Genomic DNA, 25,725 nt, shown 5'->3' with positions numbered 1-25,725 from the left:
GATGATTCTACCTTAATACCCCTGTATTTTTGTTCAAAAATAGTCTAAATTGCAATTAAATGTTTCATTAAAAGGAGTATGCAATGAAACTAGAAAGCCCTGCATTTGCTCATAATGAATTTATTCCTAGAGAATATACTTGTAATGGTTCTGATCATTCGCCACCATTAGTATGGGATAATGCACCTAAAAATACCCAATCTTTTGTTTTAATCATGGATGATCCAGACGCTCCAATGGGTTTATGGATACATTGGATATTATTTAATTTACCTGCAGATTGTCATGAGCTTAAATTGGAAACTGGGGTTCCATCGGAAGCAATAAGTGCAAGAAATAGTTGGGGTAAAACAGGATATGGTGGACCTTGTCCCCCAACCGGTACTCATCGTTATTTCTTCAAACTTTATGCTTTGGATACCTCATTAACTCTTGGAGAACATGCGACAAAAAAAGAAATAGAAACTGCCATGCAGAATCATATTATTGAGCAGACCGAATTAATTGGTAAATACAGTCAATCGTCTTAAACAGAGAGCTGTAGTTTGAGTAAGCTGAAAAGGAGTTTAATGAGACCTGGGCTTCGCTTTCGCTCCACCCTGGTTTTTATTTAAATTATTACTCGATTAAAAATGAGCAATAGTTAAATTACAACACGATTCAGTGATGTCATTTAAGTGATCAACCACAGTGCTTAGACATCGAGTAAGTAGATATATTGGATTAAAAACAATAGCAGCGATTGCTGCGCATGTTGCAATAATACCCATGGTTGCATCCACAATTGTATGCGCTGCGGCTTTTTGAAATGAAGAACAAGCGTTTGTTTTGGGTGCACAAACTGCTAACAATAAAGCGGGTATAAGTAATAATGCTGTAGCTGCTAAATAAATAAAGCTTTTCAAAAAGAGTAATAGCGCATTGACACCTAGCCAGATAGGGTTGTGGATAGGGTTGATAAGTAAGCTAGTAAAGTCAGCTATATCATCAATTGGACGAAAATAGGAGGGATTAGGTATAGGAATTAAATTAGAGTATTTAGCTCTCAAACCAGAGTATTCTCGCCAAGTTGATCCGATTTTTGAAAAAAAACTAGACATCACATTTCCCTTATTATTATTTTGGGGCGTATCATGCCAATTAATAAAAATAAATGAAATACTTTAATTAAAAAATTTGCTCACCGGTTACTTCGACTGGGATAGTCCGGATTTAGACGGTATCTGAATCCGGATGAAAAACGTTATTTTTGTATTATGAAGGGATTTTTCCACATGCAATACGATCACCACCACCTCCTAAAGGAGGATTATCACTGTAATTATCTCCGCCTGCATGAACCATAATGGCGTGTCCTTTAATATCTTTGGTTGTTAAACGAGGTGCTAATGTGGGCACATTCGCTGATCCATTGCTGTCAACAATCAAGACTGGTAAATCACCTAAATGACCTTGGCCATAGGGACCAAGATGTTTTTGAGTGTTCGCTGGATCTAGGTGTGAACCAGCGTTTTTGGCGTGGTCGCCGCAATCAGGGTGTTGATGGATGTGAAAACCGTGAACGCCAGCAGAAAGTCCAGTAAGGTGGGGGGTAATAAGTAATCCATACTTACCGTCTTCAAACACGACTTTTCCTATTGAAGCTCCATCTGTGGTAGAAATCTCACTAGTCACTGTTTCTGCAGTAATTATCGATGAAAAAAATAAGGCCAAAGCGCCGATGAATATTTGTTCTTTCTTTTTGATTTTATGCATGGCTAAATCCTTTTTAGTGACAATTTCGCCATTCTAACATAGCATAGTACATATTAGGTTATCTAAAAGTGAATTTTAAAAAACGTGAATAATTTATTTGCAAATAGAAATTAATTACGTCTTTAAGGTTTTTATTATGATTAAAAATGTAACACCCAATATTAGAACAGCCACATTAGATGATGCCGAGGCCATAGCAAAAATTCATATTTGTTCCTGGCAAAAGATGTATCGAGATTTCATTCCTGAAATTATATTACAAAATTTATCCTTAAGGGAACGAACACGGCAGTGGCATGACTTGATAGAGCAGGAAGTTAAAGTATTAGTTATGGAAGTTCATAATCAAATTATTGGTTTTGCGAGTATTTGTCCTTTTCGTGATTTTAGTGCAGATGATTCAATGGGGGAAATCAGTGCAATTTATTTGCATCCTGAGTACTGGCGTATGGGATTGGGTACCCAATTATGTATGGCAGCAATTTCTGAACTTGCAAACCAGGGGTACAAAAAAATACTGCTATGGATATTCGAAGACAATATTCAAGCCCGAAAATTCTATGATGCTTTAGGTTTTGAAGCCACGAACTCAACTAAATTAGCCGAGTTTTACGAGGATGGCGCTTTATTAAAAGAAGTTCTTTATCAAAAAATACTTTAATTTGTTCTTGAAGCCTAGGTATAGCAAAGCGAAGCCTGAGATTTCTATTCAGAAATAAGATCTCTAACTTCCGGGTTCCGCTACGCTGCATCCAAGCTAAAAAAGCAGAAGAGACGTTATACCGAACGCGGTGCTTCCAATTCACCTTTAGTTTTACTTGACAGTCACTGAGGGCTATATGCTGCGACTTGGTCGCAGCATTCAGGAAAAAGTGAGTTTAGTGCCCCAATCCCTGGATCCCGCGGCCAAGCCGCGGGATGTGGGGGTATTGTTATAAGTCATAAAGCTTAAGTTGAATTGGAAGACGAACTCCTTCGTCGTAAACTCCTCAAGATGACATGTCGTAAAGGCCTTGTATCTACAATTTAGGTCCCACAAAATGTTTGGTAAACTCGCTCATGAGGCAATGGTAAACATTGTAAATGTTCAGTTCCTTCTTGTTGATGATAGGGATTTTTCAGGACTGATAAAAGATTATCCATTAGAGTGCTGTCATTGTGCTCAATGAAATCTCGAATTGCGTTTTCAACTAAGTGGTTTCTGGGAATATAGGCGGGGTTAACTCGATTCATCTTAGTCTTTAATTCAGAGCTTTTAATTTTTTGTTGTTTGATACAACTTAACCAGTCATTAACCCACTGTTCACTGGCGGGTTGATTCCCCAAAGTCTCTATTAAATTGTTCTGATAGCGTTCACAATCAATGGCTTGACTCATTAGGCGAAAAGTATTTGTAAAATCGGGTTTATATTGTTGTAATAGTCCGAAGAACTTTTTAATAAGTTCCACCGCTTGAATTTCTTCATCAAAAAAACCTAACTTTTCTCTTATTTTTCTATTCCAATATAGAGAGAAGCGCTCTGTAAATGAGTGAAGCACTTCTTGCATTTGCTGCTGTGTGTGCCCGTCTTTAAATAACGGCAGTAGAGTCAGACTCAATTGCGCTAAATTCCATTTGGCGATGGAGGCTTGATTTCCAAAAGCATAACGTCCGGCAAGATCAATAGAGCTAAATACCGTATTAAAATCAAATTCATCCATAAAAGCACAGGGACCATAATCAATCGTTTCCCCCGATATAGTCATATTATCCGTATTCATGACTCCATGAATAAAGCCTACCCCCATCCACTCAGCGATAAGATGTGCTTGGCGATCAACAACCTTTGTAAATAATTCAAGATAAGGGTTTGCGCTGGGTAAAAGTTCAGGGTAGTGTCTTTCAAGAGCGTAATTAGCTAACGCTCTAAGTAACTGATCATCTTTTTGAGCCGCAGCATATTCAAACGAGCCTACTCGTAAACTACTTGATGCCACTCGGGTTAAAACCCCTAAGGGTACAGGACCATTTTGGCGATAAATTTGTTCTTTGCTTGCGATCGCAGCCAAACATCGAGTGGTTGGAATATTTAATCCATGCATTGCTTCGCTAATCAGATATTCTCTTAATACCGCAGAAAGTGGTGCTCTGCCATCACCGGTTCGTGAAAACATTGTTCTCCCAGAACCCTTGAGCTGAATATCCCATAAAATTCCATCTTGGCTACGTATTTCACCAAGTAATACAGCACGGCCATCTCCTAAAAGAGGTACATAGTATCCAAATTGATGTCCTGCGTAGGCCAATGCGATACTTTCAAGATGCGGGGGAACCACGTTGCCTGCATAAAAAGGAACGATGTCTGATTCAGTTGACGAAAAGGAATGGGGTGCACAAAGATAAGAAGCTAATTCTTGATTAAATTTAACCAAATAAGGCTCTACAATCGGTGTGGGTTCAATCACTTCATAAAAATTAGGAGGTAATTTAAAGTAAGAACTACGACGAATATAAGGAATCAAATCAGCCACCCATAAAAAAGTGCATGTTAAATATTTAACGGAACCCCTCAATTTAGCTCTATGCCCAATTAGTGAGAGTTAGTCCTGAACTAATTAAAGGAACCCCTTAATCATATTATAGTGTCTTTGTTAGAAACACAGTTAAAATTGAGAAATAAGAAATAATAAATTTTTAATTGTGACTTGCATAAAATACCTCGAATATAGCTTATGCTCTGTTTATCTTTAAGAGTTAATTAATCGGTAAATCAATAGGGATGCACGTTGAGTTTGTGTTAGAAGCGAAGAGATTTCTAAAGTTTCTTTCTCAGAATGTGCTCCAGTACCCACAGGGCCTAACCCTGCTAATGCTCCATCGACGAGGAAAGCAATGTGGGAGATATCACCTGCACCCCTGGCTGCTGGATCAAGAGGTAGGACCATTCCTTGTTCTAAGTCCTCACTTACTTGGCTGTATTGTCGTAATAATTCCTCGTTAGCAGCAGTAGGAGGCATACTCGGTATTCCATCTTGAAATTTAATAGAGGCCGTGGTTCCTGGCAAATGATCCGCAACAATATCATTTATTTTTTTCTCGGCCTCATTTTTTTGATCTTCAGTAATAAAACGTAAGTCGCCATTTGCCATAGCAATTTTTGCAATCACATTGTCTTTACCAAAAGCAGCACCTTGAATGCTATTTCTATTGTTAATCGTGGTCCCTCCTAAAATAAGACCTGGATTAAATGATAAAAAGTGCTCCCGACTCAGTTTAGTGCGCATTGTATTTAGGATTCTTACTAGCTCGAATGTAGCGCCATAACCTGCTTGTTGTTGAAAAATTTCAGAGGAGTGGGCCTCATTGCCGTATGCCACCACTTCCCAGTGTGCTATGCCTCTACGTGCAACGGTGACTGTATCTGATGTAATTGACCATTCAAAATCCAGGGCAATATCACTGTTTTTTGCCGCATCAATTAAAGGTTTTCTCGAAATTGAGATCGGTTTTCCCGAGTCTTCTTCATCACCTGTTAAAATAATCGTTATATTTGCATTATCTAGAGCATGTGTTTCTTGCAATGCTTTCAATGCATAAAGGATAACAATCACGCCACCTTTGTCATCGATGATTCCTGGACCTGTTGCCACATTTCCTTTACGTACAAAATGTTGAAATGGACTATTTGCAGGAAACACGGTATCCAGATGGCCAATTAAAAGCAGTTTCTTGCCTTTATTACCGGTATGCTGGGCAACCAATGTTCCCGCCCGTTGAAGGGCTGGTGGCTCAGCAACCCAAGATGTTTTAAATCCAAGTTTCTCTAATTGGGGACGTATAATATTTCCAACTTTATGAATGCCTTTATGATTGGTAGTGCCGCTGTTGATATTGACTAATTGTTCCAGTAATAAAAGTTGCGCTTGAGATTGAGTTGTAATGTACTGAGTTATTTGATTTTCTACTGGAGTGAGATTGTTCGCGTTTGAAATTTGAACGCTCAGATTTAAGAAAAGAAAAAAAGTGCCAGCGAACTTTTTCATTATATTTTTGGTTCCAAAAACTAATTTGTTTATGCAGCAATCATACACTTTTGCAAAAAAGAAAAAACTCAGTTAAGACGTTTAATTTATTCTAATTAGGGGGATTTATTTGCTGCCGCACGAACTAAGTGTTCGTTCACAGGAAGTATAACCTTGTTTTGAGGTTTCTTTAAGAATTTGGTCGCAGCAATTTACAAGTGCATCAAAGTTCTGAGATGTCTCTCCTTGATGCGAGAGAAAAGACGCTGCTTCTCGAAATAGGGTGAGGCTGGAGACCAGTTTTTTGGTATCAACCTCTCCATGCATGAGCATAAGAACCGGAATTTTTCTTTTTAATTGTTGCTCTACCAATTGAGCAATTGCATAATAATTACCGAACAATACTTCATTTTGCAAATAGTCACAGGCTTCTTTGAAATCAACCACACCAAAATGTTGCGACATTGAACTAAATCCAAGTTCTTTCAATTGAGGAAATATATACCATATCCAATGGCTTTGTTTGCTTCCAGCTTCAAGTTCAGCATAAGCTTCTTGGAATGAAACATACATATCTTGGCCTTGTTGGGCTTTGATAAAGCGTTGAATGTTGCTCATCACGAATATGCCTTAATTAGCCAGGTAATTTTTATAAAAATAGTTAAGATAGAGCAATATGACAAGTGGAATTTATACTTTTGTATGGAGAACAGTTTTAGGACTCTTACCCAAGAACGCGTCGTATTTCAGCTTCTTGTAAGCGTTCGGCAAAAGCCTCATCGGATTCTATTTGCTCACCTTTTTCATTTGTAAGAGCCTCTGCTTTATCAATCTTATCAACATCAATCTTATTTTTAACTTGAGCAAACATACCTTGAGCCGATGCAGCTTGAATGAGTTCTTTTACATTTTTTCGATAAAGGTCAACTTTATCTTTTTCGCTTTGAGTGCTTACAGTTGCGACAATCACTTCCTCTTCTTTTTTAGAAAAGGATCCGTCTTTTTCTGCTCGTTTTTGGCGTTTATGGGGTACAGGGGATTTTTCAATATACTCTTCTTTAGAGGGTTTAATCTGTGGCTGAGTTAATTGTTCGACACTCGTTGTCCAATGTGCATTACCCTCATTATTTAGAGTAACAGTTGGAAGATGAGGTCTAGCTACTCCATTTTCTTTACCCACCACGTGAAGATTTACATCAAGATGTGCGGCGATTTCTTTTAAATCATCATGTGTAGCCCATCGCCCTTGTTCCTTGATTTTTTCTACGCCCTTTAAAATCACAGAGTGTGGATTTTCTTTGTCTTCAGATATTACGTCATGTATCACTACATCTCGAATATGGTTGAGCACAATTGTCTCTGGTGAAACAGGAGATGGTTTTTCAAGTGTTTCACGTAAGGTCTGAGCGGTTTGTTTTGCTAAGAGTAGAACTTCAGGAGATAAAGCTAATTCATTAAATTGACTTATACTAGCAAGAGAACCTTTATTATCTAAATAAAATTGAACCAGTTCTTTAAATTTGCCAAATATTGGGGTTGATTCAATTTGAGCTCGGTTGTCTTTTAATACCTCTTCCCCTCTTTTTCTATTAATCACTTCGTCCTTGTATATATTAAAAGCGATATTTCTTAAGGACATTTGTAACATGAATAAGAGTTGATTTTTGTAATTTCTAGGTGAGTGATACAATTGATTTAAGTCAACTTCTAGAATTTCTTGCAAATCGACGTTGCGAAGCCCCTCGGTTTTCCAACGATCATAGGTTTTACTTGTTCCGTCGAGGGCGTGCTCGTTTTGAATGGTGTTGATTAATCCTATTGCAAAAGCATAAAATCCACAGTCACCGCCACCAGAATTATCTATTCTATAAGACATTTTATGCTCACTTTTAGGATTTATATTTACATATATTACACAAATTATACAATATTAACATTAAGTAATTATTATGTAATTGATGCTTCGTGGATGATACATTAATAGACAAAATGATTTTTATCAAATAAAATATGGTTTATTTTTATGCAGAAAGTAGTAACAAGCGAATCAAAGGAGGTTTGAAAGCATGAGCTTAATTGATAATAGGATTATAAAGGCCTCCTTTAGAGAAAACCCAGTAGAAGAACGAAAACTCTTTCCTCAATCTTCTTGTCTTATGCCAATTAGTGTTGGACAAGCGATTCATGAGGGCGAAAAATTCGCAGCGGTTATTAAATTAATTAACGCCTCATTTAAACAGTGTACCATTCTTGTTGATGATAGTGTTCAACGTCACACTATAGGTATTATGAATTATGCAGCCCCGGATGAATTATATCAGTTAGCTGTACAAGAAGGGGATGATTGGTTGAAACGAAATGAAATGGCTTATAATGAATTAACCATTCCTTTTGAGATTATGCGCTGGGATGATTGGTATAACAGTCAAAACTACATTAACAATCATATTCGTGTGCAAAAGGAATATAATGCCAATGAATCATTTCGTGATGCAATTAATGCTAATATTGACGAGTTTTTAACCCGATACTTGAGCCGATTTTCTGCTGTGGATGTTGATCATGAACGAGCATTTAGCCTCTGTCTTGATTATTTGATTGAAGAGTGTTCAGTGATGTGCTTGTGGACAGAAAAAGCTTATGATTTCGAAGTTTATCCCAGTGGAAGAAATAAGGCGATGGCTGCCACTTATGAGCATTTGATAAAGCCTTATTATCCAGACTACTTAAGGCCTGTTGCACTGCGATTTAAAAAATATCCTGCAAAAACACCAGTAGAGAGTTTGGAAGTGATTCAAGAAGTTGTTCCTGAAAATGAGTCGGTAATTGGCAGTTTCGAGTTTTAATTCTGCCTTAGTGCAACGCAGCGGAACGGGATTTTTGGGGCATGAATCAGGCCTCTCAATTCCAGTCTCCGCTGGCACCACACTCAGGCTATATGCTTGATTAATAAGGTGATTTTGTTTTTATCCATTTTCTAATTTCAGAGGTTGTTTCCTCAATGACGCGTAGGATTTGCTGATATAACTGTTCTGATAAAGCGCGTTGACCTGATTTCCAATAACACTCAAAGTATTGGCAGGCTATTTTTAAACGAATGGCTCCAACATATACCACTCCCCCTTTTATTTTATGAGCAAGTTTTTGAATTTTTTCCCAGTCACCTTGCTCATGAGCTCTTTTGAGCAGGACAACATCTTCCACAAAAGAGTGACTCAACATCAGGTTGAGCATTCCGCAAAGCGTTGCTTCTGTGCCAGTAGTTTTAATTCCTTCTTCAACATCAAGTATTGGAAATTCAGCGAGTTGAAAAAATTGTTCTTCTTTTGTTGGTAAATCAAAGAGACCATGTTCGGGAGAAGTCCCTTTTTCTATAGAGGGGATAAATGAATTTAAAATATCACAACAATTTTTTTGAGTGAGTGGTTTGCTAAGTACAGCATTTATCCCGGATTCAATACATCGTTGTTTGTTTTCTTCCCCTATATGAGCTGTTAACGCAATGATGGGAGTATGATGATTTTTAGCGATTTCTTGCACTCGAATATGGCGCGTTACTTGATATCCATCCATATCGGGTAAACCGATATCCATAAAAATTAAATCATATTTATTTTTCTTCCAGAGCCCTAAAGCCGTTTGCCCATCAGCGGCTACATCAACCTGACAGTCACACTGATGAAGCATTTCTTTGGCGATGGTTTGTGCAATGGTATTGTCTTCAACCAGTAAGATACGGTGTTTAAATGGTTTTTCCAATTGAGCTGGATGTTTATTGGTGATGGGAGTATTTTGCTCCAATCTTGGAATAGTAGAATCAATAAAATCTTTATCAATACCGGTTTCATCCTCAAGAAGAGCTGTTTTTAAGGGAATGACACAAGTAAATGAGGTTCCTTTTGCAACTGTACTTTCAACATATATCTCACCATCTAATTCATCAATAAATTGTTTGATTACAGCAAGCCCTAGACCCGCTCCTTTATAAATTCCCTTGTAGGAAGGTGTTAGACGTTTAAATTGGAGAAAAATTTCCTGTTGTTTATCCTTGGGGATACCTATACCGCTATCTTCTACAATGAATTTAATGACGACCTCACGGTTTTCCTGTTTGGCTAATTTAGCTGTTAACGTCACAAAACCCGAGTCGGTAAAATTTAGCGAATTGGCAATTAATTCAAGTAGAATTCGATGGATGCGGACGGGATCGCCGATGAGATATTGGGGGATATTGGTATCAAAATCCAGCGATAAATCCAGGAGTTTTGCAGATGCTTTGGCCTTGTTAAGATCAATAATGTGTTGAGCCACTTTTTGCAGAACGAATTTTTTTCTCACTTTGGGCACTTCGCCAGAACTTACATGAATGGCTTCAAGCACATCATCCATAAAATCAAGAAGGGCATGGCTTGATGCAACCAGATTATCTGCATATTCGTTAATTCGAGGGGTTTGGGCCTCGTATTTGATAAGATCTGCAAATCCAACAATGCCAGTAAGAGGGGTACGGAGGTCGTGACGCATATTTTCAAGAAATTCTGTTTTTGCAAGACTCGCTGCTTCAGCTTTTTCTTTTGCAATATTGAGTTCTGCTTCAATTTTTTTTCTGTCAGTTATATTAATTGAAATACCTAATACTCCTGTAATTTCCCCTTTTTTATTGCGCATCGGTGATTTATGACTTAAGACAATGGCTTTTTTACCATCGATTTGGGCTTTTTCCTCAATGATTTCAGTTTCACCAGTCTGCATGATATGAAGATCATTTTGGCGAAATAATTCGGCTTGATTCTCACCCCAAGGTAAATCAAAATCAGTTTTTCCTACAATTTCATAACCAAATTGAAATCCTAAATTCTGAGCCTGTCGGTTGTTGCAACCTAAATACACTCCATTCTTGTCTTTCCAATATACATGGCCTGGCATATGAGCAAGAATGTTTTCCAAAGTGGATTGTGTTTTTTCTTGGCTTAAACGGAGATCGGCTTCTTGTTTTTTACGGTTGGTTATATTTAACGAAACACCTACAATCCCGATGACATTACCTTTTTCGTCGCGGAGAGGAGTTTTTCTGGTTAATACTACTACTTGTTGTCCGTTTGCTATGGTTCCGGCTTCTTCCAATTCTAAGGATGTATTAAGCGCCATTACTTTTAAATCATTATTCCGAATTGTTTCTGCAGAAGCCGCCCATGGCATTTCAAAATCTGTTTTTCCAATGATGGATTCCATGCCAGTCAGTTCCAACATGTTGTCATTACAACCCAAGTACACTCCATTTTGGTCCTTCCAATAAATACTTCCGGGTAATGCTTTAAATATGCTTGCAAGAATAGAAGAATTGGCTTCGACGGGAGGAGTGGGAGCCTCCTTTATATAACTGGTTTTAACTTTAGGTTTCTTTTCTGACATAAGCTGTTCTCTTTTATTCTTAAAGTTATAGACCCAATATCGACTACATACAAGATAAGGATTTATAAAAGTATTACTATTTTTTTCTTGCTAAATTACCTATCAGAGTTTTTAATTAAGAAGTGTTTATTTACTTGGAGCAAGGAATGCCAGTTAGTAAAGAATGCATTATACTATTACAAAATTTAGTGGATGGATATAGGTTAGAAGGGAAGGAAGATAGGGATTATTCCTTTGTATACTCTTTATTAAAAGAATTTTCATTTCTAGTAGTTCAGCACCAAAAAAATCACAAAGACGAACGAATAATTGGTTTTCTTAGTGCTTCGGCATTGATTCTTGAAGAAAATCCTTGTTTTGCGAAAGTATGTAGAACATTTTTAATCTCTTACCAACAAAAAACGCATACTTTAGATTCAATGTTGGATACGAAGTTAAATATTAAATCCGAATTAGATGCGTCATGGGGAAAGAAACAGGAATCCGAAGCGAACCATTCTATAGGGCCTTCTCCTTTTTTTCTGGAATTACAAGAAGCAATTGCCAAACGAGCACAGCGTCTTGCTGGAAAAGAAATACTAGAAAAGCCTAATCCTTAGATGGTTTGCAAGCGAATTCATGATACCTTTAAAGGATTGATTCCGTATGAATGTAAATTTCTATTATTCATTTTAGTAGTTTATTGTATTAATTTATCCGAAGAGTGTGCGAATTATCTTTAATTTCCATTGATTATAGGGCTTGTATTTAATAGGTAGCTCAAACCAAAAAGGTCTTTTCAAAATGCTTTTGAAATGACTGAAGGATTTAAATCCTGCTTCGCCATGGTAACTTCCCATACCACTTTCTCCAACACCACCAAAAGGAAGATGAGCGTTACAAATATGCATAATCACATCATTAATACAGCCTCCTCCAAAAGAAATCTCATTTAAAACTCGAGTTTGCAGATCGGAATTTTTTCCAAAAACATAAAGTGATAAAGGGTGGGGTCGCATTTTTATTTCCTGCAAAACAGGTTGCAGATCGCTAAAAGGGATAACAGGTAAAATCGGCCCAAAAATTTCTTCTTTCATGATTTCATCGGCAAAATTTACATCCTTAAGAATCGTGGGCTCAATGTATTTTTCTGCTTCAATGACGAGGCCTCCGGTGAATATTTTTTGCGGATCGATGAGTTTTTTTAAACGCTGTACATGTTTTTGATCGATAATCCGTACATAGCTTTCACTTTCAAGCGGGTTGGGGCCAATAATTTTGTGGATTTGTTTTTTAAGTTCTTCCAGTAGCGGTTGATAAATTGATTGTTCAACTAAAAGATAATCAGGGGCAATACAGGTTTGGCCTGCATTTAAAAATTTACCCCAGACAATTCGCTGGGCTGAGATTTTGAGATCTGCATCAGCAAAAACAAAGCACGGACTTTTTCCACCTAATTCGAGAGTTACAGGAGTTAAGTGTTCTGCTGCAGCTTTTGCCACAATTTTCCCTACGGTAGTGCTGCCTGTAAAAAATAGTTTATCAAAACGAAAACTAAGAAGCTCCTGAGTTATTTCAGGGCCTCCTTCAGCAACATAAAGATAAGCTGGATCAAAATTTTGATTTATTATTTGTGCCAAGACTGTTGAGGTATTTTGGGGTAGTTCACTTGGTTTGATGATGCTGGTGTTCCCTGCTGCCATAGCCGAGATTAACGGAATTAATGTTAATTGATAAGGGTAATTCCAGGCGCCAATAATTAGAGTCGTGCCATAAGGTTCAGGTAAGATAAAACTTTTTGCCGGTTGAACAATCAACTCTGTTCTTTTCGATCTGGGCTTAGCCCATTTATGTACCCATTTAATTGCCTGATCAAGCTCATGATATATCATGCCAAGTTCAGTTAAATAGGTTTCAAATTTAGATTTTTTTATATCTGCATAAAGCGCTTCATAGAGAAGTGGCTCATTTTGCTTGAGAATGGTTTTTAATTTCTGAAGTTGCTGTTTACGAAAATCAATCTTTTTAGCCTGTCCGCCAGCAGCAAATGTTCTCTGCTTTTCAACAACAGTTTGGATATTCATGAATTAATACCTGTGCAAAAAGTTTTTATTTATCAGCAGTTAAGCCTATCATTCTAGTTAAATCTTCCAGGCTTCGCTAGAGATTGGTTGTGTTTTTTTCGATTGCCGTTTTCCCTTAGTGGTTAAAACAGGTCCCAGTCTTGATACCGCGCATGAGCGCGGTACGTAGGGGAAACATTCTTGGGGCTCTTAGGCGTATATCGTAGAGGGAAAACATTCAAAGGTAGTCGGTTTTGGTTACCAACACCTAGGCCAAGGCAAATTAAATTTTATATTCTGGTGCTGCACCTTTCTTATAAACCAAGACGGTTCGTTCAAATGACATAAATAGTTCTTTATGTTGGTTAATTCCTCTTGTTTCTACGGTAACAATTCCTTGATTGGGCCTTGATTTTGATTCGCGTTTTGCTTTTATTTCGCTTTCGGCATAAATGGTATCTCCTTCAAATACGGGTTTTAGTAATTTGACTTTATCCCATTCCAAATTAGCGACCACTTTCTTAGAGATCGTATTGACAGTCATTCCTGTGATAATCGCTAGTGTAAATGTGCTATCAACTAAAGGTTTCTTCCATTCCGTTTGTTCGGCATAATGAGCATCGAAATGCAATTGAGCTGTATTCATCGTCAGTAACGTAAACCAAATATTGTCATTTTGAGTAATGGTCCTACCAGGTCGGTGCTCAATAATTTGTCCTATTTCAAAATCTTCAAAATAAAAGCCAAAATCTTCACGCAAGCGATTGTTTCCAACAGATTTGTAACTTTGCTGAGACATATTCATTACCTTTTTAAATGTTCTGATAATTTAAGCACCTCTTGAGCATGTTGGTAGATAGGGACATCAATCATTTGACCTTCATATTGACAGGCTTTCCCTCCAGCTTGTTCGTAGAGTGCAACAATTTTTTTGGCACGTTCAATCTCTTTTTTATCCGGTGCGAAATTGTGTTTTATCGGGGTGATTTGTCTGGGATGAATAGCAAGTTTTCCTTTAAAACCAAGCTCCTTAACTCGAATTACTTCGGAAATTAATTGTTCTTCATTCGTAAAATCGAAAAAAGGGGAGTCAATGGCAGGAATATGAGTCAGAGCGGCCGCCTGGATGATTTGCTGACGCGCGTATAAAAGAACATCCCAGTTCATATCACAACCTACATCGACGGCAAAATCTGCTGCCCCAAAGACCAGACCGCTTACTGGGGAATCAGTAACAATTGAATTTAGGTTCAATAATCCCTTGGCGGTCTCAATTAATGCTAAAAGTTTAATGTTGCGTGCTTCCAAATTAAGTACTTTATAAATAATGTTTAATTCTTCAGCACTTTCTGTTTTAGGATATAAAATGGCATCACAATATATATGTTCTTGTTTGAATGCGAGCAAGTCAGACAACCCGGCATCAGTGGTTATATGATTGATGCGTACAATTATGAGTAGCTCAGGATGTTTGCTTCGCAAAAACTGAATAACATGGTTGCGGGCGCTGTCTTTTTCGTCAGGTGGAACAGCATCTTCCAACTCCAATATAAAGCCGTTTGCTCCAGAAGCCAATGCTTTTGCAAAAAGCTCTGGTTTGTTACCTGGGGTAAATAACAGGGCAGGGGAAATTGATAAGTCCATTTTAAATAAATCCTTGTTGTTTCGCTTGTTGCTCTAATTGTTCACGAAATTTTGGATGAGCAATTTTAATTAATTGATGTGTTCTTTCTGTGGTGGAGCGTCCTTTCAATTGTGCTACTCCATATTCAGTGACCACATAATCAATATCAAGTCGGGTATCTGTGGCTATGGAAGAAAGTCGAGGCACAATACGGGATAAGGTTTCCCTCCTTGCAGTGGAACTACTGGCAATGATCGTTTTTCCGCCTTCTGAATAATGAACGCCACGGATAAAATCCAATTGTCCTCCTGGACCAGAAAATTGATGCCCAATAAATTCTGCATTCACTTGTCCACTAAAATCAATCTCAATGAAGGCGTTGACGGAGGTCATGAGATTGTTTTTCGCAATCACATTGGGTTCATTAACATAGGAAACTGGAAGACAAAACATGGATGGATTATTGTCAATAAAATCATATAATTGCTTATCTCCAATCGCAAAAGTAAACACATTAACATAAGGGTGTAATGTTTTATTTGTATTTGTAACCACTCCTTTTTTGATGAGATCAATTAAGCCATCCGTCATCACCTCAGTGTGAATCCCTAGATTTTTATGATGAGCGAGTTGTTCACATACTGCATTAGGCACTCCTCCTATCCCCATTTGAATGGTTGCACCATCTGGGATTAGAGCGGTGATGTGTTGGCCTATTTGACGATCCAATTCACTTGCGGGCTTTGATGCTCCTTCGAGCAAGTCGACGGTGTTTTCGACAATGGCATCAACCTCACTCACATGAATTAAAGTAGATCCTGCAGTTCTGGGCATATTTTCGTTTACTTCTACGATCAATTTATTGGCATAGCGTGCCAGTTCAATCGCATAATCGCCATTGGGGCCCAAATTGAAAAAGCCAAATTTATCCATAGGAGCCACGGTGACAATAAAAGCATCCAATTTTGTGATGGACTTAATGGTATCAGGGTAGCGACTAAAACTTATGGGTACAAAATTGATGTATTTCTTTCCTAAGGTATATCCACGCTCGGCTAATTCAACTTCTCCTTGTGACATCATTGAAGTGTAGGGCCTAATAATATGGAGTAATTCTTCTTGAAAAATTGTCTGTAGAGCAACAGGACCACAGCGAAGATAATAAACTTTCACTTCTTTTAAATCACCTGCCTTCGCACGCGCAGCAAGAGCATGGCAAAGAGCTGGGGGAGTAGCGACACGCATACCCATGGAAATTACGGCCGTGGGGGGAATCAGATTGACAGCTTCATCTGGGGAATGTAATTTTCGTTGGTATTGTTTATCAAAGCTCATTCGTCATCCCTAATAAATACGCAAAATGTGCCGATTGAAATTATGATTATCTATCAGGCTTGTTAAATGTCAATCGTAGCAGGCGTTGTAACACGTACTTCTAATTTCATGTTTAATGAAACGATTCAGGTAGTAGTTTTAATAAACTGCTTCAGCCGTACTTGAGGAAAAGGTCTCTTTGGGAAGCTATTCTTGGTAGGAAATACCTAGAATGTTTAGGCCTCGTTCAATATCATCTGCGACCATTGGTCTGGATAATAAATATTCTCCAGTATGGTCAGTCAGTTCCTCTTGAGCAAAATTTAATGCCTCTTCCCACTCATCCTGAGTATAGTCTCCTCGACCTAAATACATTAATGCAACTAAGGTAGCTTGTTGATCAGGTCGTAAATTATCAACGAATTCGGTGATCTCTTGATAAACCGGATCGTCTTGGTAATCGGCTAACACATATAGTGAATCCATTTCGTCGGTGACTTCCGGAAAACTAACGTCTTCCTTGGCTTGAAATTGTCGGGCTTTATAAAGAAGATCACCAATTGTTTCACTATCAAGATTCAACATATTCATCTCCTTATTCCTATGTCAATAAATAATCGCTTAAATAAAATATAGTTTATTAATTAGGATCCTCAAGCGGATAGTTTATTTATGGGTATGTAGGTATTCTTAGTGAGCTTACTCATATGAGAAAATATAGAACTCGTATGAGTTCTATATAATTTACTAACGAGTTTTAGAATGAGTAGAGGAGTCTTTTGGATTTATTTCTTCTAACTCATCGTGAAAAGTTAAATCAGAATAAGTTCTAGGTTTTACCTGTGAAACGGTGTTTAAGACTCCATATTCAAATGCCTTCATGAGGTCTATTCTATATGAAGAATTTTGCACCTTAGAAATTTGTTTGCGGAGGTCGCTTAATCCTTCCCAATCAAAAGTTGGTTTATTGACCTCAAAATACCTCTTGAAATAGTTCACCGCCTGTTCTTGTAGCGAATCTAGTTGTCGATATATATTGATTTCATTATCAAAATCGTACAAGTACACTAATTTAGGATGAAAACTTGCAAGTTGTGTTAAGACATTTCGATAACGCTTCATTACTTCTACTGTTTCTTTGTCTAAAGGCAATAATTGAATTGAACTGAGAACGCTTTTAAGTAACGAAAAATTAAATGCTTTGGGTTGGCCCAGGTAATGGGTTTTACCATAAATATAAACTTTTGACGTTTCTTCTAGCAGATCTAAATCTATGAGGAGGGTGGACGGTATCATAATTATTTATTATTAGTATTATTAATGAAAACTTATTGTACATTATTTTTAAATGCGGTCAATTATGACAATTTCATAACAATAAATTAACTAATTGATAAAAAAAAATTTTTATAAAAAATTTTGAAAATAAGTCATAATAAATGGTGGTAAATTTATTGATTTATTTCACTCAATAACTATATTTAATATTATTTTCGTTACATTTTCTTACTATTGCGTTGTTACTAAGGAGGGTATTAACATGAAAAGTTCCGGTGAAAATAGAGCATATACTCCTAAAGATCATCTTGAAGCGGCTGCAAGCCAATTATTAAACGAAGGCAAAAGAAAGGCGAATCAGTTGTACGAAGAAGGGGTACACAAGGTGAACGAAGTAGAAGAGAACGTCAAGGAATATTCTGATCATTTAGTGAAGAAAGTACAGGAAAATCCATTAACTTCTATTTTAATTGCTGGAGGAATAGGCTTTTTGTTATCTCGATTAATGAAGAAATAATGGAAGTCTTAAAACAGTTAGAAGGTCTTATCGCTGCAAAAATATCTGTTTTTAAAACGGTTTGCTCTTTAATCCGTCTTGAAGCACGATTAGCTGGGCTTAGCCTTTTTCCTTTATTATTAAATATATGCATGCTGTTCGTTGTGTTAATTACAGCATGGTTAACGGCGATGTTCTTAACAGGGTATCTTGTGTTCCTGGTTTTAGGATATTGGGAGCTTTTGATTCCCCATCGTTTCCTGGTTTCTATTTCTCTTGTTTTTCTACTTAATGGAGGATTATTACTGGGATTACTTAAGTACTTATCCTTTAATTTAAATAGTATGAGTTTTCCAAAGACAAGAGAATTTTTTTCACAAAAGAGCGTAGAACATGAAAAACTCGAGAAAGCAGATAATAGCGCAAATTGAATTGATGAGTAATATACTCCAATCCCAGAAAAGCAGGGTTAGGGAACATGAAAAGTATTTTAGTGTAAGTGGGATTACTCGTTATCACTTAGCAACCTGGATGATGCTAATTTCTGCATTCTTTATAGGTTGGAATGCCGCACGAAAACATTGGAGTGGGAACGTGATGCGGCAAATAGTTGATATAGGGAAATTAGCGGTGCTTAATTCGTTCAAAAAAACAATTATCTCTTTTATAAAGTAATTGTTCGGATTTGGTGTTGATGCATAAGAGCTATGACCAAATACTACGATCGGAGACAGAATATCCTCCGTCGATGGGAATAATTGAACCGGTTATGAAATCTGAACCACTTGAAGAGAGAAAAACAGCCAAAGGTCCAATATCTTGAGGCTGACCCCATCTACCTAGAGGCGTTCTTTTCCGGATTTCCTCACCTCTATCGGTTTGAGGTAAAGAACCGTTAATTGCGGTTTCAAACCAACCTGGCAAAATAGCATTGACTTGTATGTTCCAGACACCCAGTTCTAATGCAAGCGAGCGTGTTAGGCCTAATATTCCTGTTTTTGTTGTCGCATATCCAATTGAATGAGGATGTCCATAAAGAGAATACATGGATCCTACATTAATAATTTTTCCCCGATGATGGATTTTCATGAGACGAGCCGCGCTTTGTGAACAAAGAAAAACCGAGGTAAGATTAGTGCTGATGAGTTGCTCCCATCCTTCAAGTGAGAGATCTAAAAGATGCTGATCTTCGTAGATACCTGCATTATTAATTAATATATCTAATTGTTCAAATTGGTCTGAAATGATTTTAAAACCATTGTGAATACTTTCTTTGCTTCGTACATTCATAGTGATTGGAATTAGCCCATATGTTTTGGCATGTTCTAGCTTTTCCTGATCTCGACCACTCACGATGACTTGTGCCCCAGCTTGCCGCAAGGCGATTGCCATAGCAAGACCTAGCCCTCCATTTCCGCCTGTGACTAAAGCAACGCAATTATTCAATGGGGTCTTTGAGTTCATAGTGATAATGTACCTTATTAATTGCAGTTAAAAATTCATCTAGATCTTCTTTTTTCAATGTAGGTGAAAGTGCAATATCAATATAGGAGCGGATGTGTTTAAAACTATTAGGGTAAAGATTGGGAATTTCGTGTCTTGCTATATCCTTGAATAAATAGCTCCAATCCCAAAATCGGCGTACATTGATTTTATTGAGATCTCCGAGGGCTTTTGTGTCTATACCTTCTGCAGTTAGCGCATCTGCAAACCAACAGCACTCTTTAATCGAACCATCTAATTCCAAAAGTAAGTTATCACCAAGAGGTAATACCTCCTCATGCCAGGTGCTGCGCGGCCTTAGGTGTTTTAAATGGGTCATACCTTGAATGGCATAATGATAATTTTGTGACAACAAATTGAGTCGCTTATTGAGTTTTTTTAATTGGGATAATCCAAGTGCCCCGCGAATTTCATCTAAGCGAAAATTAAATATGGGTAATGAGGTAAAATCAATGGCACACTGTTGCCCGCAAAAATGTTTTTCATAAAGACGCTCATAAGCTCCAGATAAAATAACGCATTTTAGGTAGAGTTCTCTATCATTTGTTAAAATAAATCCGCCTTCTCCAGTGTTTAATGATTTATCAGATTGAGTGCTGAATGCGCCTGCTAGACCATAGGTTCCTAAATATTTATTCTTCAATTTACATCCAAGACTGGGAACAGCATCCTCAATAATAGGCACACCATGTTTGCTCGCAAGCTCCATAATTTGTGGGAGAGGAGCAGGAAACCCTCTCATATGCACCACAACTAATGCACTCATATGAGGAATTTTTTTCTCAAGATCTGTTAAATCAATGTGGAGATCACGATCCACTTCGATAAGGACAGGTTTCAATTGAGCTTGGATAATGGCACTGGGTGTTGCAGTAAATGAATATGCGGGACAACCCACCAATGCATCGTTAGGTAAATTCAGAGCCATAAGGGGTAATGAAATTGCTGCAGTACCAGAACTTACAGCAAGAGCATATTCAGAGTTGAAGTAGTCTTTTAGTTCTTCTTCAAATTGACCTACTTTTGTATCCTTAATGTCACGATTATCATAACGAAATAATCGCTTACTTTTAATCACATCCAGAACAAGCTCCAGATCTTCTTCATCAATAATGACATTTCCTTTGTCATAGGTGGGCCAAGGTTTGGCTCGAACTGGGCTCCCACCATCTAATGCTAATTTTTCAAAAGAAGGGCATTCTTTTTTTCTACTACTCATACTACCTGTCTCCGTATTACCACTCAGGTTTGTAGTTCTTTATTTGTTTTTTTTTTATCAAGCCACAAGCGAAAGCGGGCTAATGATTTATTCCCCATAAATAGCCTGATTGTTGCAAGTACAATAAAACCTTTTAGAAATTGAAATTTAGAGCCCTTCCTAATCCAAAAGTCACATTCTTTTCCTTTTGTAGGTACAAATAATTTTTCATAGAAAATAATTTTGGGGAAAGGGATAGAAAAAAAATTATTGATATTTTTTCCATGAGTTCCAAAAATTAGGGGGCCGGGACGCAAACAAAGCACATCCATAAATAATATAAAATAAAGAAATACTACCCATGCGGAATGTTGCGAATTTTTTTCGATCCAAAGGCACGAAATTTCATGAGGATGTTGGCGATCAAAGTGATGATTACTATAGAGTTTTTGTAATTGCAATGGATTTAAAGGAAGAAAAGTTCGATAATTAGGGCCTGAGTTGATACAAAAGCCTCCTATCATTTTTTCCTCTGAATCTTTAAAAAAAATACGTACTTTAGAGCTTTTAAAATATTCTATATCTGCACGATTATGGGCCAATGATGAATAATTGGTTTCATAGATTTTAAGTAAACTATCATTTTTAATTATTTTTGTTTTAATCATCATCCTGGCTCAAAAAAACCCTATTTCCCAATTATAGAACATATTGGGATTTTTTTGCCCAGATGGTATGAAGGAGGAATCCTCATAAACCAAAAATCGATTAATGAGTCTTTGCTAAAAATACAATCGATTACAATGTGGCATAGCTCTGGATCCCGCATTCCTAAGTCAGTAACTTATTAATTAATTTGCGTGAATTTCGGGACAGTAGGTGGAGTTAACAAATAATCCCTTAAAAAATTAGGGATACGTTGCTCCAACCAAAATTGTTTTTTCTCAGCAATAAATCCTACATGACCTCCATGCTGGCTCAACTCTAGAAGGATATCTGGGGATAATTCATCAACTGTAGGAAGGACATCCGGGGTCATAAAAGGATCGTCCAATGCATGAATAATTAACGTAGGTGTCGTGATTTGAGATAAGTACTGCCTCGAACTGGATTTTTGATAATACTCATGGGCATTAACAAATCCATGTAATGGAGCAGTTATTTGTTCGTCAAATTCATGCAGGGTTTTTATTGAATACAATTTTTGTTTGGAAAGTGGTAATTGGCAATTGATAATATCCAATTTTTGTAAAAAGACGGTCCGTAATTTTTCGAGCAGATGTGCTTGATATACCCGAGAAAATCCTTTGTTTATCTTTTGAACCACATTATGCAATTGAAACGGTACAGAAACCGCGACTGCTGCATCAATTAGGGATTGGGAGCTATTTTCTCCTAACCATTTGAGGAGTATATTGCCGCCTAATGAAATACCTACTACCGCTTTTTTGGTTGTGGGTTCTCTAAGGTTTAGTACATTGAGAAAATAAGCCAAATCATCGGTATCGCCTCCGTAATAAGCGCGCGGCAGACGATTGGGTTCTCCACTTGCGCCACGGAAATTCATTAAAACTGCTCGATAACCTGATTTATTGAATGCATGGAATAATGTCGAAACATAAGCCGAATTGATATTTCCACCTAATCCATGAAGTAAGATAATTAAAGGAGCATTATTGTCTAATCCATTTGTTTTCCACGATAAATCAATAAAATCTCCATCAGGTAACTCTAAACGTTCACAAGAATCTACAGCAGTATTTGTTCGATGGGTGAACGTTCGATACAGAGTTTGTCCATGATTATTGGTAAGCCACCAAAGCGGCTTAAATTCACTATGAATGATCATACTCTGTTACCTATGAATTGGATTTTATTTAATCTGTTTAGTGTTGTCTTAACCTATAAGTATAAAATACTACTAGGAAGAAATAAATGGAGTACTAAAGTGTAGTTTACGTTGAATTTTCATTGCTAAAGTATTCATCTGCATTTAAATTATCTCATTGAGAGTAACATTTTTTCAATAAATTCAGTGGTTAAGATTATTGACGGTGAGTTTTTCTATAAAGGGAGGTTTGATGCAAGTCAAGGCAGCGGTAGCATACGAGGCAGGGAAACCATTGGTGATTGAAACAGTTGATTTGGAAGGTCCTAAAAAGGGAGAAGTACTGGTTGAAATTAAGGCGACAGGTGTGTGTCATACCGACGCATTTACATTATCTGGTGATGATCCTGAAGGTATTTTCCCAGTTATTTTAGGGCATGAAGGAGCTGGTATTATTGTCGATGTTGGTCCAGAAGTAACCTCCCTCGAACCTGGTGATCATGTAATTCCCTTATATACACCCGAATGTCGTCAGTGTGACTATTGTCTTTCTCAGAAAACCAATCTTTGTCAGGCCATTCGAGCAACACAAGGACAGGGGGTGATGCCTGATGGAACAAGTCGTTTCAGCCTTAATGGAAAAAAAATATTCCACTATATGGGGACATCGACTTTTGCAAATTATATTGTATTACCTGAAATTGCAGTTGCGAAAATTCGCAAGGATGCTCCTTTTGATAAAGTATGTTACATCGGCTGCGGCGTTACTACAGGGATAGGGGCTGTAATTTATACCGCAAAAGTGACCCCAGGTTCCCGCGTTGTTGTTTTTGGCTTAGGTGGCATTGGGCTTAATGTAATTCAAGCTGCTCGTATGGTTGGAGCCGATCAGATTGTGGGTGTGGATATTAATCCAGACCGAAGAGCTTTAGCTGAAAAAATGGGGATGACGGACTTTGTTAATCCTATGGAAGTGGATAATGATTTGGTAGCGCATCTCGTTGAACTGACTAAAGGCGGCGCAGATTATAGTTTTGAATGTGTAGGTGATGTCAAATTAATGCGTCAGGCATTGGAATGTTGCCATAAAGGTTGGGGCGTTTGTACGATCATTGGCGTTGCAGGTGCTGGAAAGGAGATAGCCACCAGACCGTTCCAACTGGTTACCGGTCGAGTATGGAAGGGCTCGGCATTTGGTGGAGCCCGTGGCCGTACGGATGTACCTAACATTGTTGATTGGTACATGGAGGGCAAAATCAATATCGATGATTTAATTACTGAGGTTTTTCCTTTTGAACAGATTAATCACGCCTTTAACTTAATGAAACAAAGAAAGTCAATTCGTACAGTGCTCACTTATTAAGGGATAATTAATGGCTATTGAGCTTCTAGAAGAGCATTACTGTTTTGATGGTATTCAACGAGTTTATTCACATCAATCCAATGTGACCCATTGTACTATGCGTTTTGGCCTTTTTTTGCCTCCTCAGGCGCAGAAACAAAGCGTTCCTGTTTTATATTGGCTTTCAGGATTAACCTGTACAGAGCAGAATTTTATTACTAAGGCTGGAGCCCAACGAATCGCTGCTCTTTTAGGTATCGCCCTTGTTGTACCCGATACCAGCCCCCGAGGAATTGATTTGCCTGGTGATCGAGATAGTTATGATTTTGGTGTTGGTGCTGGATTTTACTTGGATGCCACGCAGGCACCTTGGTCAAAATATTATAATATGGCCACTTATGTACATGAGGAATTGCCTGATTTGCTACTGCAATATGCGCCACTGAATCATCATGCTTGTGGTATCTTTGGCCACTCAATGGGAGGCCATGGAGCGCTTACTTTGGCATTGAAATATCCTCAGCAATATCGCTCTGTTTCCGCGTTTGCTCCTATTTGTGCCCCATCTCAATCCCAATGGGGGCAAAAAGTATTCACTGGTTATTTGGGGCCGGATAAGAAACAGTGGAAGGAGTATGATGCGTGCGAACTCATTGCGGAGAGGGGGTGGCCGCATCAATGCATTTTGATCGATCAGGGTGTTCAGGATCCTTATTTAAAAGAGCAACTCAAACCCGGATTATTTCAGGCAGCATGTGTAAGGGCAAAGGTTGCGCTTAATTTACGTATGCATGAAGGCTATGATCATAGCTATTATTTTATCGCAAGCTTTATTGAGGATCATTTACGTTTTCATGCATCAATATTGTATGAAAATCATTAATAAAGCCAATCAAAAAATACTTGTCAACAGAGGATTTTTTATAAAGTAAGCCTTTCAGTTGGCAAATCGGATTTTGGGAGTGGAGCATCGAACGACTCATTATCTTTGAGAAAATTAAACAATTTGTATCCTATTTCCTCGTAATGAAGTATTATCTTTCCAGGTGAGTTGCTGATTTTTTTAGGTTTTATTGTCATGAAAAAAGTATTATGTTTATCTGCACTGATGATGGTATTGAACCATTCAAGCTTTGCATATCCACTGCCAAATCCTTTTCCCCCATTTCGTATTGCTGGAAACTTGTACTATGTAGGCACTGATGATCTTGCTAGTTATCTGATAGTCACTCCAAGAGGGAATATATTAATCAATAGTGATCTTGAAGCGAATGTTCCCATGATTAAAGCCAGCATAGAAAAACTAGGTTTTAAATTCAGTGATACGAAAATTTTGCTCATTAGTCATGCTCATTTTGATCATGCTGCCGGCAGTGAATTAATTAAGCAACAGACAAAAGCAAAATATATGGTTATGGATGAAGATGTTTCTTTGATCCTATCTGGTGGCAAATCTGATTTTCATTATGCAAATGATACCAGTACTTATTTTCCTCAAAGTACTGTTGATAAGGTACTTCACGACGGAGAACGGGTGGAATTAGGTGGGACCGTATTAACTGCTCATTTGACACCGGGGCATACTAAAGGCTGTACCACTTGGACACTAAAACTAAAGGATCACGGGAAACAATATCAGGCGGTCATTATAGGAAGTATGGGCGTGAATCCTGGCTATAAATTGGTCGATAACATAACTTATCCAAATATAACTCAGGATTATAAGCACTCCATAAAGGTACTGGAATCACTGCGTTGTGATATTTTTCTAGGAGCCCATGCTGGAATGTTTGATCTGAAGAATAAGTATACATTATTGCAAAAAGGGAAAAATAACCCCTTTGTTGATCCCGCAGGTTGTAAAAAATATATTGAACAAAAGGCACAGGATTTTTATACAGAACTTAAGAAGCAAGAACCTGCTTAATCAC

At 37.6% G+C, this 25,725-nt stretch carries 27 protein-coding genes; 10 read left to right on the top strand and 17 right to left on the bottom strand.

Translation table 11 applies throughout. The annotated features are described in order from the left end of the window. Positions 1–83: 83 nt before the first annotated feature. Positions 84–530: a YbhB/YbcL family Raf kinase inhibitor-like protein gene (locus ACWTEW_RS31530; RefSeq protein ID WP_454781918.1), complete on the top strand. Its 447-nt coding sequence runs from the start codon at positions 84–86 to the stop codon at positions 528–530. Positions 531–626: 96 nt separating this feature from the next. Here ACWTEW_RS31530 and ACWTEW_RS31525 read toward each other — a convergent pair whose 3' ends face one another. Further along, positions 627–1,100: a hypothetical protein gene (locus ACWTEW_RS31525; protein ID WP_454781917.1), complete on the bottom strand. Its 474-nt coding sequence runs from the start codon at positions 1,098–1,100 to the stop codon at positions 627–629. A 154-nt stretch (positions 1,101–1,254) separates the two neighbouring features. Next, on the bottom strand, positions 1,255–1,755 hold the full coding sequence (locus ACWTEW_RS31520) for a superoxide dismutase family protein (RefSeq protein WP_454781916.1): 501 nt from the start codon (positions 1,753–1,755) through the stop codon (positions 1,255–1,257). 136 nt (positions 1,756–1,891) lie between these two features. Between ACWTEW_RS31520 and ACWTEW_RS31515 the strand changes: the two genes are divergently transcribed. Beyond that, a complete protein-coding gene (locus ACWTEW_RS31515) occupies positions 1,892–2,416 on the top strand; it encodes a GNAT family N-acetyltransferase (RefSeq protein WP_454781915.1) in 525 nt (174 codons plus the stop codon). Between the two features lie 365 nt (positions 2,417–2,781). Here the strand turns inward: ACWTEW_RS31515 and ACWTEW_RS31510 are convergent, their stop codons facing one another. The 4 genes from ACWTEW_RS31510 to ACWTEW_RS31495 all read right to left on the bottom strand — a co-directional run bounded on the left by ACWTEW_RS31510 (position 2,782) and on the right by ACWTEW_RS31495 (position 7,633). Next, positions 2,782–4,266 carry a protein adenylyltransferase SelO gene (locus tag ACWTEW_RS31510; RefSeq protein WP_454782063.1) on the bottom strand — a complete coding sequence of 495 codons (1,485 nt, stop codon included), beginning with the start codon at positions 4,264–4,266 and terminating at the stop codon, positions 2,782–2,784. 216 nt (positions 4,267–4,482) lie between these two features. Continuing rightward, positions 4,483–5,778, bottom strand: coding sequence for a M20/M25/M40 family metallo-hydrolase (locus tag ACWTEW_RS31505; RefSeq protein ID WP_454781914.1), 1,296 nt, complete (start codon positions 5,776–5,778; stop codon positions 4,483–4,485). A gap of 105 nt (positions 5,779–5,883) precedes the next feature. Then, positions 5,884–6,375, bottom strand: coding sequence for a DUF1810 family protein (locus ACWTEW_RS31500; RefSeq protein ID WP_454781913.1), 492 nt, complete (start codon positions 6,373–6,375; stop codon positions 5,884–5,886). Between the two features lie 106 nt (positions 6,376–6,481). Beyond that, complete coding sequence (locus ACWTEW_RS31495; protein ID WP_454781912.1) at positions 6,482–7,633, bottom strand: hypothetical protein; 1,152 nt, start codon at positions 7,631–7,633, stop codon at positions 6,482–6,484. A gap of 190 nt (positions 7,634–7,823) precedes the next feature. Between ACWTEW_RS31495 and ACWTEW_RS31490 the strand changes: the two genes are divergently transcribed. After that, positions 7,824–8,603, top strand: a complete 780-nt coding sequence (locus ACWTEW_RS31490) for a hypothetical protein (RefSeq protein WP_454781911.1) — start codon at positions 7,824–7,826, stop codon at positions 8,601–8,603. A 100-nt stretch (positions 8,604–8,703) separates the two neighbouring features. On the opposite strand, the gene ACWTEW_RS31485 is transcribed toward ACWTEW_RS31490, so the two are convergent. Beyond that, complete coding sequence (locus tag ACWTEW_RS31485) at positions 8,704–11,169, bottom strand: PAS domain-containing sensor histidine kinase (protein WP_454781910.1); 2,466 nt, start codon at positions 11,167–11,169, stop codon at positions 8,704–8,706. Between the two features lie 146 nt (positions 11,170–11,315). On the opposite strand from ACWTEW_RS31485, the gene ACWTEW_RS31480 reads away from it, so the two are divergent. Further along, complete coding sequence (locus tag ACWTEW_RS31480) at positions 11,316–11,768, top strand: hypothetical protein (protein ID WP_454781909.1); 453 nt, start codon at positions 11,316–11,318, stop codon at positions 11,766–11,768. A gap of 93 nt (positions 11,769–11,861) precedes the next feature. Here ACWTEW_RS31480 and ACWTEW_RS31475 read toward each other — a convergent pair whose 3' ends face one another. From ACWTEW_RS31475 to ACWTEW_RS31450, 6 genes are all read right to left on the bottom strand, one after another. Next, the gene (locus tag ACWTEW_RS31475; protein WP_454781908.1) at positions 11,862–13,232 is read right to left on the bottom strand and encodes an aldehyde dehydrogenase; all 1,371 of its coding nucleotides are present in this window, start codon (positions 13,230–13,232) and stop codon (positions 11,862–11,864) included. A 262-nt stretch (positions 13,233–13,494) separates the two neighbouring features. Further along, a complete protein-coding gene (locus ACWTEW_RS31470; RefSeq protein ID WP_454781907.1) occupies positions 13,495–14,010 on the bottom strand; it encodes a MaoC/PaaZ C-terminal domain-containing protein in 516 nt (171 codons plus the stop codon). A gap of 5 nt (positions 14,011–14,015) precedes the next feature. Further along, positions 14,016–14,855, bottom strand: coding sequence for an HpcH/HpaI aldolase/citrate lyase family protein (locus ACWTEW_RS31465; protein ID WP_454781906.1), 840 nt, complete (start codon positions 14,853–14,855; stop codon positions 14,016–14,018). A gap of 1 nt (position 14,856) precedes the next feature. Beyond that, positions 14,857–16,170, bottom strand: coding sequence for an acetyl-CoA hydrolase/transferase family protein (locus ACWTEW_RS31460; RefSeq protein WP_454781905.1), 1,314 nt, complete (start codon positions 16,168–16,170; stop codon positions 14,857–14,859). 186 nt (positions 16,171–16,356) lie between these two features. Further along, the gene (locus ACWTEW_RS31455; RefSeq protein WP_454781904.1) at positions 16,357–16,734 is read right to left on the bottom strand and encodes a DUF3775 domain-containing protein; all 378 of its coding nucleotides are present in this window, start codon (positions 16,732–16,734) and stop codon (positions 16,357–16,359) included. Between the two features lie 162 nt (positions 16,735–16,896). Then, positions 16,897–17,445, bottom strand: a complete 549-nt coding sequence (locus tag ACWTEW_RS31450; protein WP_454781903.1) for a hypothetical protein — start codon at positions 17,443–17,445, stop codon at positions 16,897–16,899. A 244-nt stretch (positions 17,446–17,689) separates the two neighbouring features. Here ACWTEW_RS31450 and ACWTEW_RS31445 point away from each other — a divergent pair, with 244 nt between their 5' ends. The 3 genes from ACWTEW_RS31445 to ACWTEW_RS31435 are packed head-to-tail and all read left to right on the top strand — an operon-like array spanning position 17,690 to position 18,598. Further along, positions 17,690–17,944: an ElaB/YgaM/YqjD family protein gene (locus ACWTEW_RS31445; protein ID WP_454781902.1), complete on the top strand. Its 255-nt coding sequence runs from the start codon at positions 17,690–17,692 to the stop codon at positions 17,942–17,944. After that, a complete protein-coding gene (locus ACWTEW_RS31440) occupies positions 17,944–18,354 on the top strand; it encodes a hypothetical protein (protein WP_454781901.1) in 411 nt (136 codons plus the stop codon). Before ACWTEW_RS31445 ends, ACWTEW_RS31440 begins: the two co-directional genes overlap by 1 nt. Beyond that, positions 18,317–18,598: a hypothetical protein gene (locus ACWTEW_RS31435; protein ID WP_454781900.1), complete on the top strand. Its 282-nt coding sequence runs from the start codon at positions 18,317–18,319 to the stop codon at positions 18,596–18,598. The genes ACWTEW_RS31440 and ACWTEW_RS31435 overlap by 38 nt, the downstream gene beginning before the upstream one ends. Positions 18,599–18,628: 30 nt before the next feature. On the opposite strand, the gene ACWTEW_RS31430 is transcribed toward ACWTEW_RS31435, so the two are convergent. The 4 genes from ACWTEW_RS31430 to ACWTEW_RS31415 all read right to left on the bottom strand — a co-directional run bounded on the left by ACWTEW_RS31430 (position 18,629) and on the right by ACWTEW_RS31415 (position 22,473). Next, entirely contained in the window at positions 18,629–19,387 is a 759-nt protein-coding gene (locus ACWTEW_RS31430) for an SDR family NAD(P)-dependent oxidoreductase (RefSeq protein WP_454781899.1), read from the bottom strand. After that, positions 19,362–20,645: a DegT/DnrJ/EryC1/StrS family aminotransferase gene (locus tag ACWTEW_RS31425; protein WP_454781898.1), complete on the bottom strand. Its 1,284-nt coding sequence runs from the start codon at positions 20,643–20,645 to the stop codon at positions 19,362–19,364. Before ACWTEW_RS31425 ends, ACWTEW_RS31430 begins: the two co-directional genes overlap by 26 nt. A gap of 23 nt (positions 20,646–20,668) precedes the next feature. Further along, entirely contained in the window at positions 20,669–21,295 is a 627-nt protein-coding gene (locus ACWTEW_RS31420; RefSeq protein WP_454781897.1) for a hypothetical protein, read from the bottom strand. A gap of 176 nt (positions 21,296–21,471) precedes the next feature. Then, complete coding sequence (locus tag ACWTEW_RS31415; protein ID WP_454781896.1) at positions 21,472–22,473, bottom strand: hydrolase; 1,002 nt, start codon at positions 22,471–22,473, stop codon at positions 21,472–21,474. 232 nt (positions 22,474–22,705) lie between these two features. Between ACWTEW_RS31415 and ACWTEW_RS31410 the strand changes: the two genes are divergently transcribed. From ACWTEW_RS31410 to blaFEZ, 3 genes are all read left to right on the top strand, one after another. Further along, positions 22,706–23,815: an S-(hydroxymethyl)glutathione dehydrogenase/class III alcohol dehydrogenase gene (locus tag ACWTEW_RS31410; RefSeq protein ID WP_454781895.1), complete on the top strand. Its 1,110-nt coding sequence runs from the start codon at positions 22,706–22,708 to the stop codon at positions 23,813–23,815. Between the two features lie 10 nt (positions 23,816–23,825). After that, positions 23,826–24,677, top strand: a complete 852-nt coding sequence (fghA, locus tag ACWTEW_RS31405; protein WP_454781894.1) for an S-formylglutathione hydrolase — start codon at positions 23,826–23,828, stop codon at positions 24,675–24,677. A 195-nt stretch (positions 24,678–24,872) separates the two neighbouring features. Next, the gene (blaFEZ, locus tag ACWTEW_RS31400; RefSeq protein ID WP_454781893.1) at positions 24,873–25,721 is read left to right on the top strand and encodes an FEZ family subclass B3 metallo-beta-lactamase; all 849 of its coding nucleotides are present in this window, start codon (positions 24,873–24,875) and stop codon (positions 25,719–25,721) included. Positions 25,722–25,725: the final 4 nt, after the last annotated feature.

Source organism: Legionella stuttgartensis, assembly GCF_977063405.2.
This window is presented reverse-complemented; position numbering and strand designations above follow the sequence as displayed.

Coding starts and splice junctions, on each gene's coding strand:
- ACWTEW_RS31490 (WP_454781911.1), top strand. CDS start 7,824: ATGAGCTTAATTGATAATAGGATTATAAAGGCCTCCTTTAGAGAAAAC.
- ACWTEW_RS31460 (WP_454781905.1), bottom strand. CDS start 16,170: ATGAGCTTTGATAAACAATACCAACGAAAATTACATTCCCCAGATGAA.
- ACWTEW_RS31515 (WP_454781915.1), top strand. CDS start 1,892: ATGATTAAAAATGTAACACCCAATATTAGAACAGCCACATTAGATGAT.
- ACWTEW_RS31455 (WP_454781904.1), bottom strand. CDS start 16,734: ATGTTGAATCTTGATAGTGAAACAATTGGTGATCTTCTTTATAAAGCC.
- ACWTEW_RS31505 (WP_454781914.1), bottom strand. CDS start 5,778: ATGAAAAAGTTCGCTGGCACTTTTTTTCTTTTCTTAAATCTGAGCGTT.
- ACWTEW_RS31495 (WP_454781912.1), bottom strand. CDS start 7,633: ATGTCTTATAGAATAGATAATTCTGGTGGCGGTGACTGTGGATTTTAT.
- ACWTEW_RS31450 (WP_454781903.1), bottom strand. CDS start 17,445: ATGATACCGTCCACCCTCCTCATAGATTTAGATCTGCTAGAAGAAACG.
- ACWTEW_RS31435 (WP_454781900.1), top strand. CDS start 18,317: ATGAAAAACTCGAGAAAGCAGATAATAGCGCAAATTGAATTGATGAGT.
- ACWTEW_RS31530 (WP_454781918.1), top strand. CDS start 84: ATGAAACTAGAAAGCCCTGCATTTGCTCATAATGAATTTATTCCTAGA.
- ACWTEW_RS31415 (WP_454781896.1), bottom strand. CDS start 22,473: ATGATCATTCATAGTGAATTTAAGCCGCTTTGGTGGCTTACCAATAAT.
- ACWTEW_RS31475 (WP_454781908.1), bottom strand. CDS start 13,232: ATGAATATCCAAACTGTTGTTGAAAAGCAGAGAACATTTGCTGCTGGC.
- ACWTEW_RS31525 (WP_454781917.1), bottom strand. CDS start 1,100: ATGTCTAGTTTTTTTTCAAAAATCGGATCAACTTGGCGAGAATACTCT.
- ACWTEW_RS31425 (WP_454781898.1), bottom strand. CDS start 20,645: ATGAGTAGTAGAAAAAAAGAATGCCCTTCTTTTGAAAAATTAGCATTA.
- ACWTEW_RS31480 (WP_454781909.1), top strand. CDS start 11,316: ATGCCAGTTAGTAAAGAATGCATTATACTATTACAAAATTTAGTGGAT.
- ACWTEW_RS31440 (WP_454781901.1), top strand. CDS start 17,944: ATGGAAGTCTTAAAACAGTTAGAAGGTCTTATCGCTGCAAAAATATCT.
- ACWTEW_RS31485 (WP_454781910.1), bottom strand. CDS start 11,169: ATGTCAGAAAAGAAACCTAAAGTTAAAACCAGTTATATAAAGGAGGCT.
- ACWTEW_RS31470 (WP_454781907.1), bottom strand. CDS start 14,010: ATGTCTCAGCAAAGTTACAAATCTGTTGGAAACAATCGCTTGCGTGAA.
- ACWTEW_RS31465 (WP_454781906.1), bottom strand. CDS start 14,855: ATGGACTTATCAATTTCCCCTGCCCTGTTATTTACCCCAGGTAACAAA.
- blaFEZ (WP_454781893.1), top strand. CDS start 24,873: ATGAAAAAAGTATTATGTTTATCTGCACTGATGATGGTATTGAACCAT.
- ACWTEW_RS31520 (WP_454781916.1), bottom strand. CDS start 1,755: ATGCATAAAATCAAAAAGAAAGAACAAATATTCATCGGCGCTTTGGCC.
- ACWTEW_RS31430 (WP_454781899.1), bottom strand. CDS start 19,387: ATGAACTCAAAGACCCCATTGAATAATTGCGTTGCTTTAGTCACAGGC.
- ACWTEW_RS31445 (WP_454781902.1), top strand. CDS start 17,690: ATGAAAAGTTCCGGTGAAAATAGAGCATATACTCCTAAAGATCATCTT.
- ACWTEW_RS31420 (WP_454781897.1), bottom strand. CDS start 21,295: ATGATGATTAAAACAAAAATAATTAAAAATGATAGTTTACTTAAAATC.
- fghA (WP_454781894.1), top strand. CDS start 23,826: ATGGCTATTGAGCTTCTAGAAGAGCATTACTGTTTTGATGGTATTCAA.
- ACWTEW_RS31500 (WP_454781913.1), bottom strand. CDS start 6,375: ATGAGCAACATTCAACGCTTTATCAAAGCCCAACAAGGCCAAGATATG.
- ACWTEW_RS31410 (WP_454781895.1), top strand. CDS start 22,706: ATGCAAGTCAAGGCAGCGGTAGCATACGAGGCAGGGAAACCATTGGTG.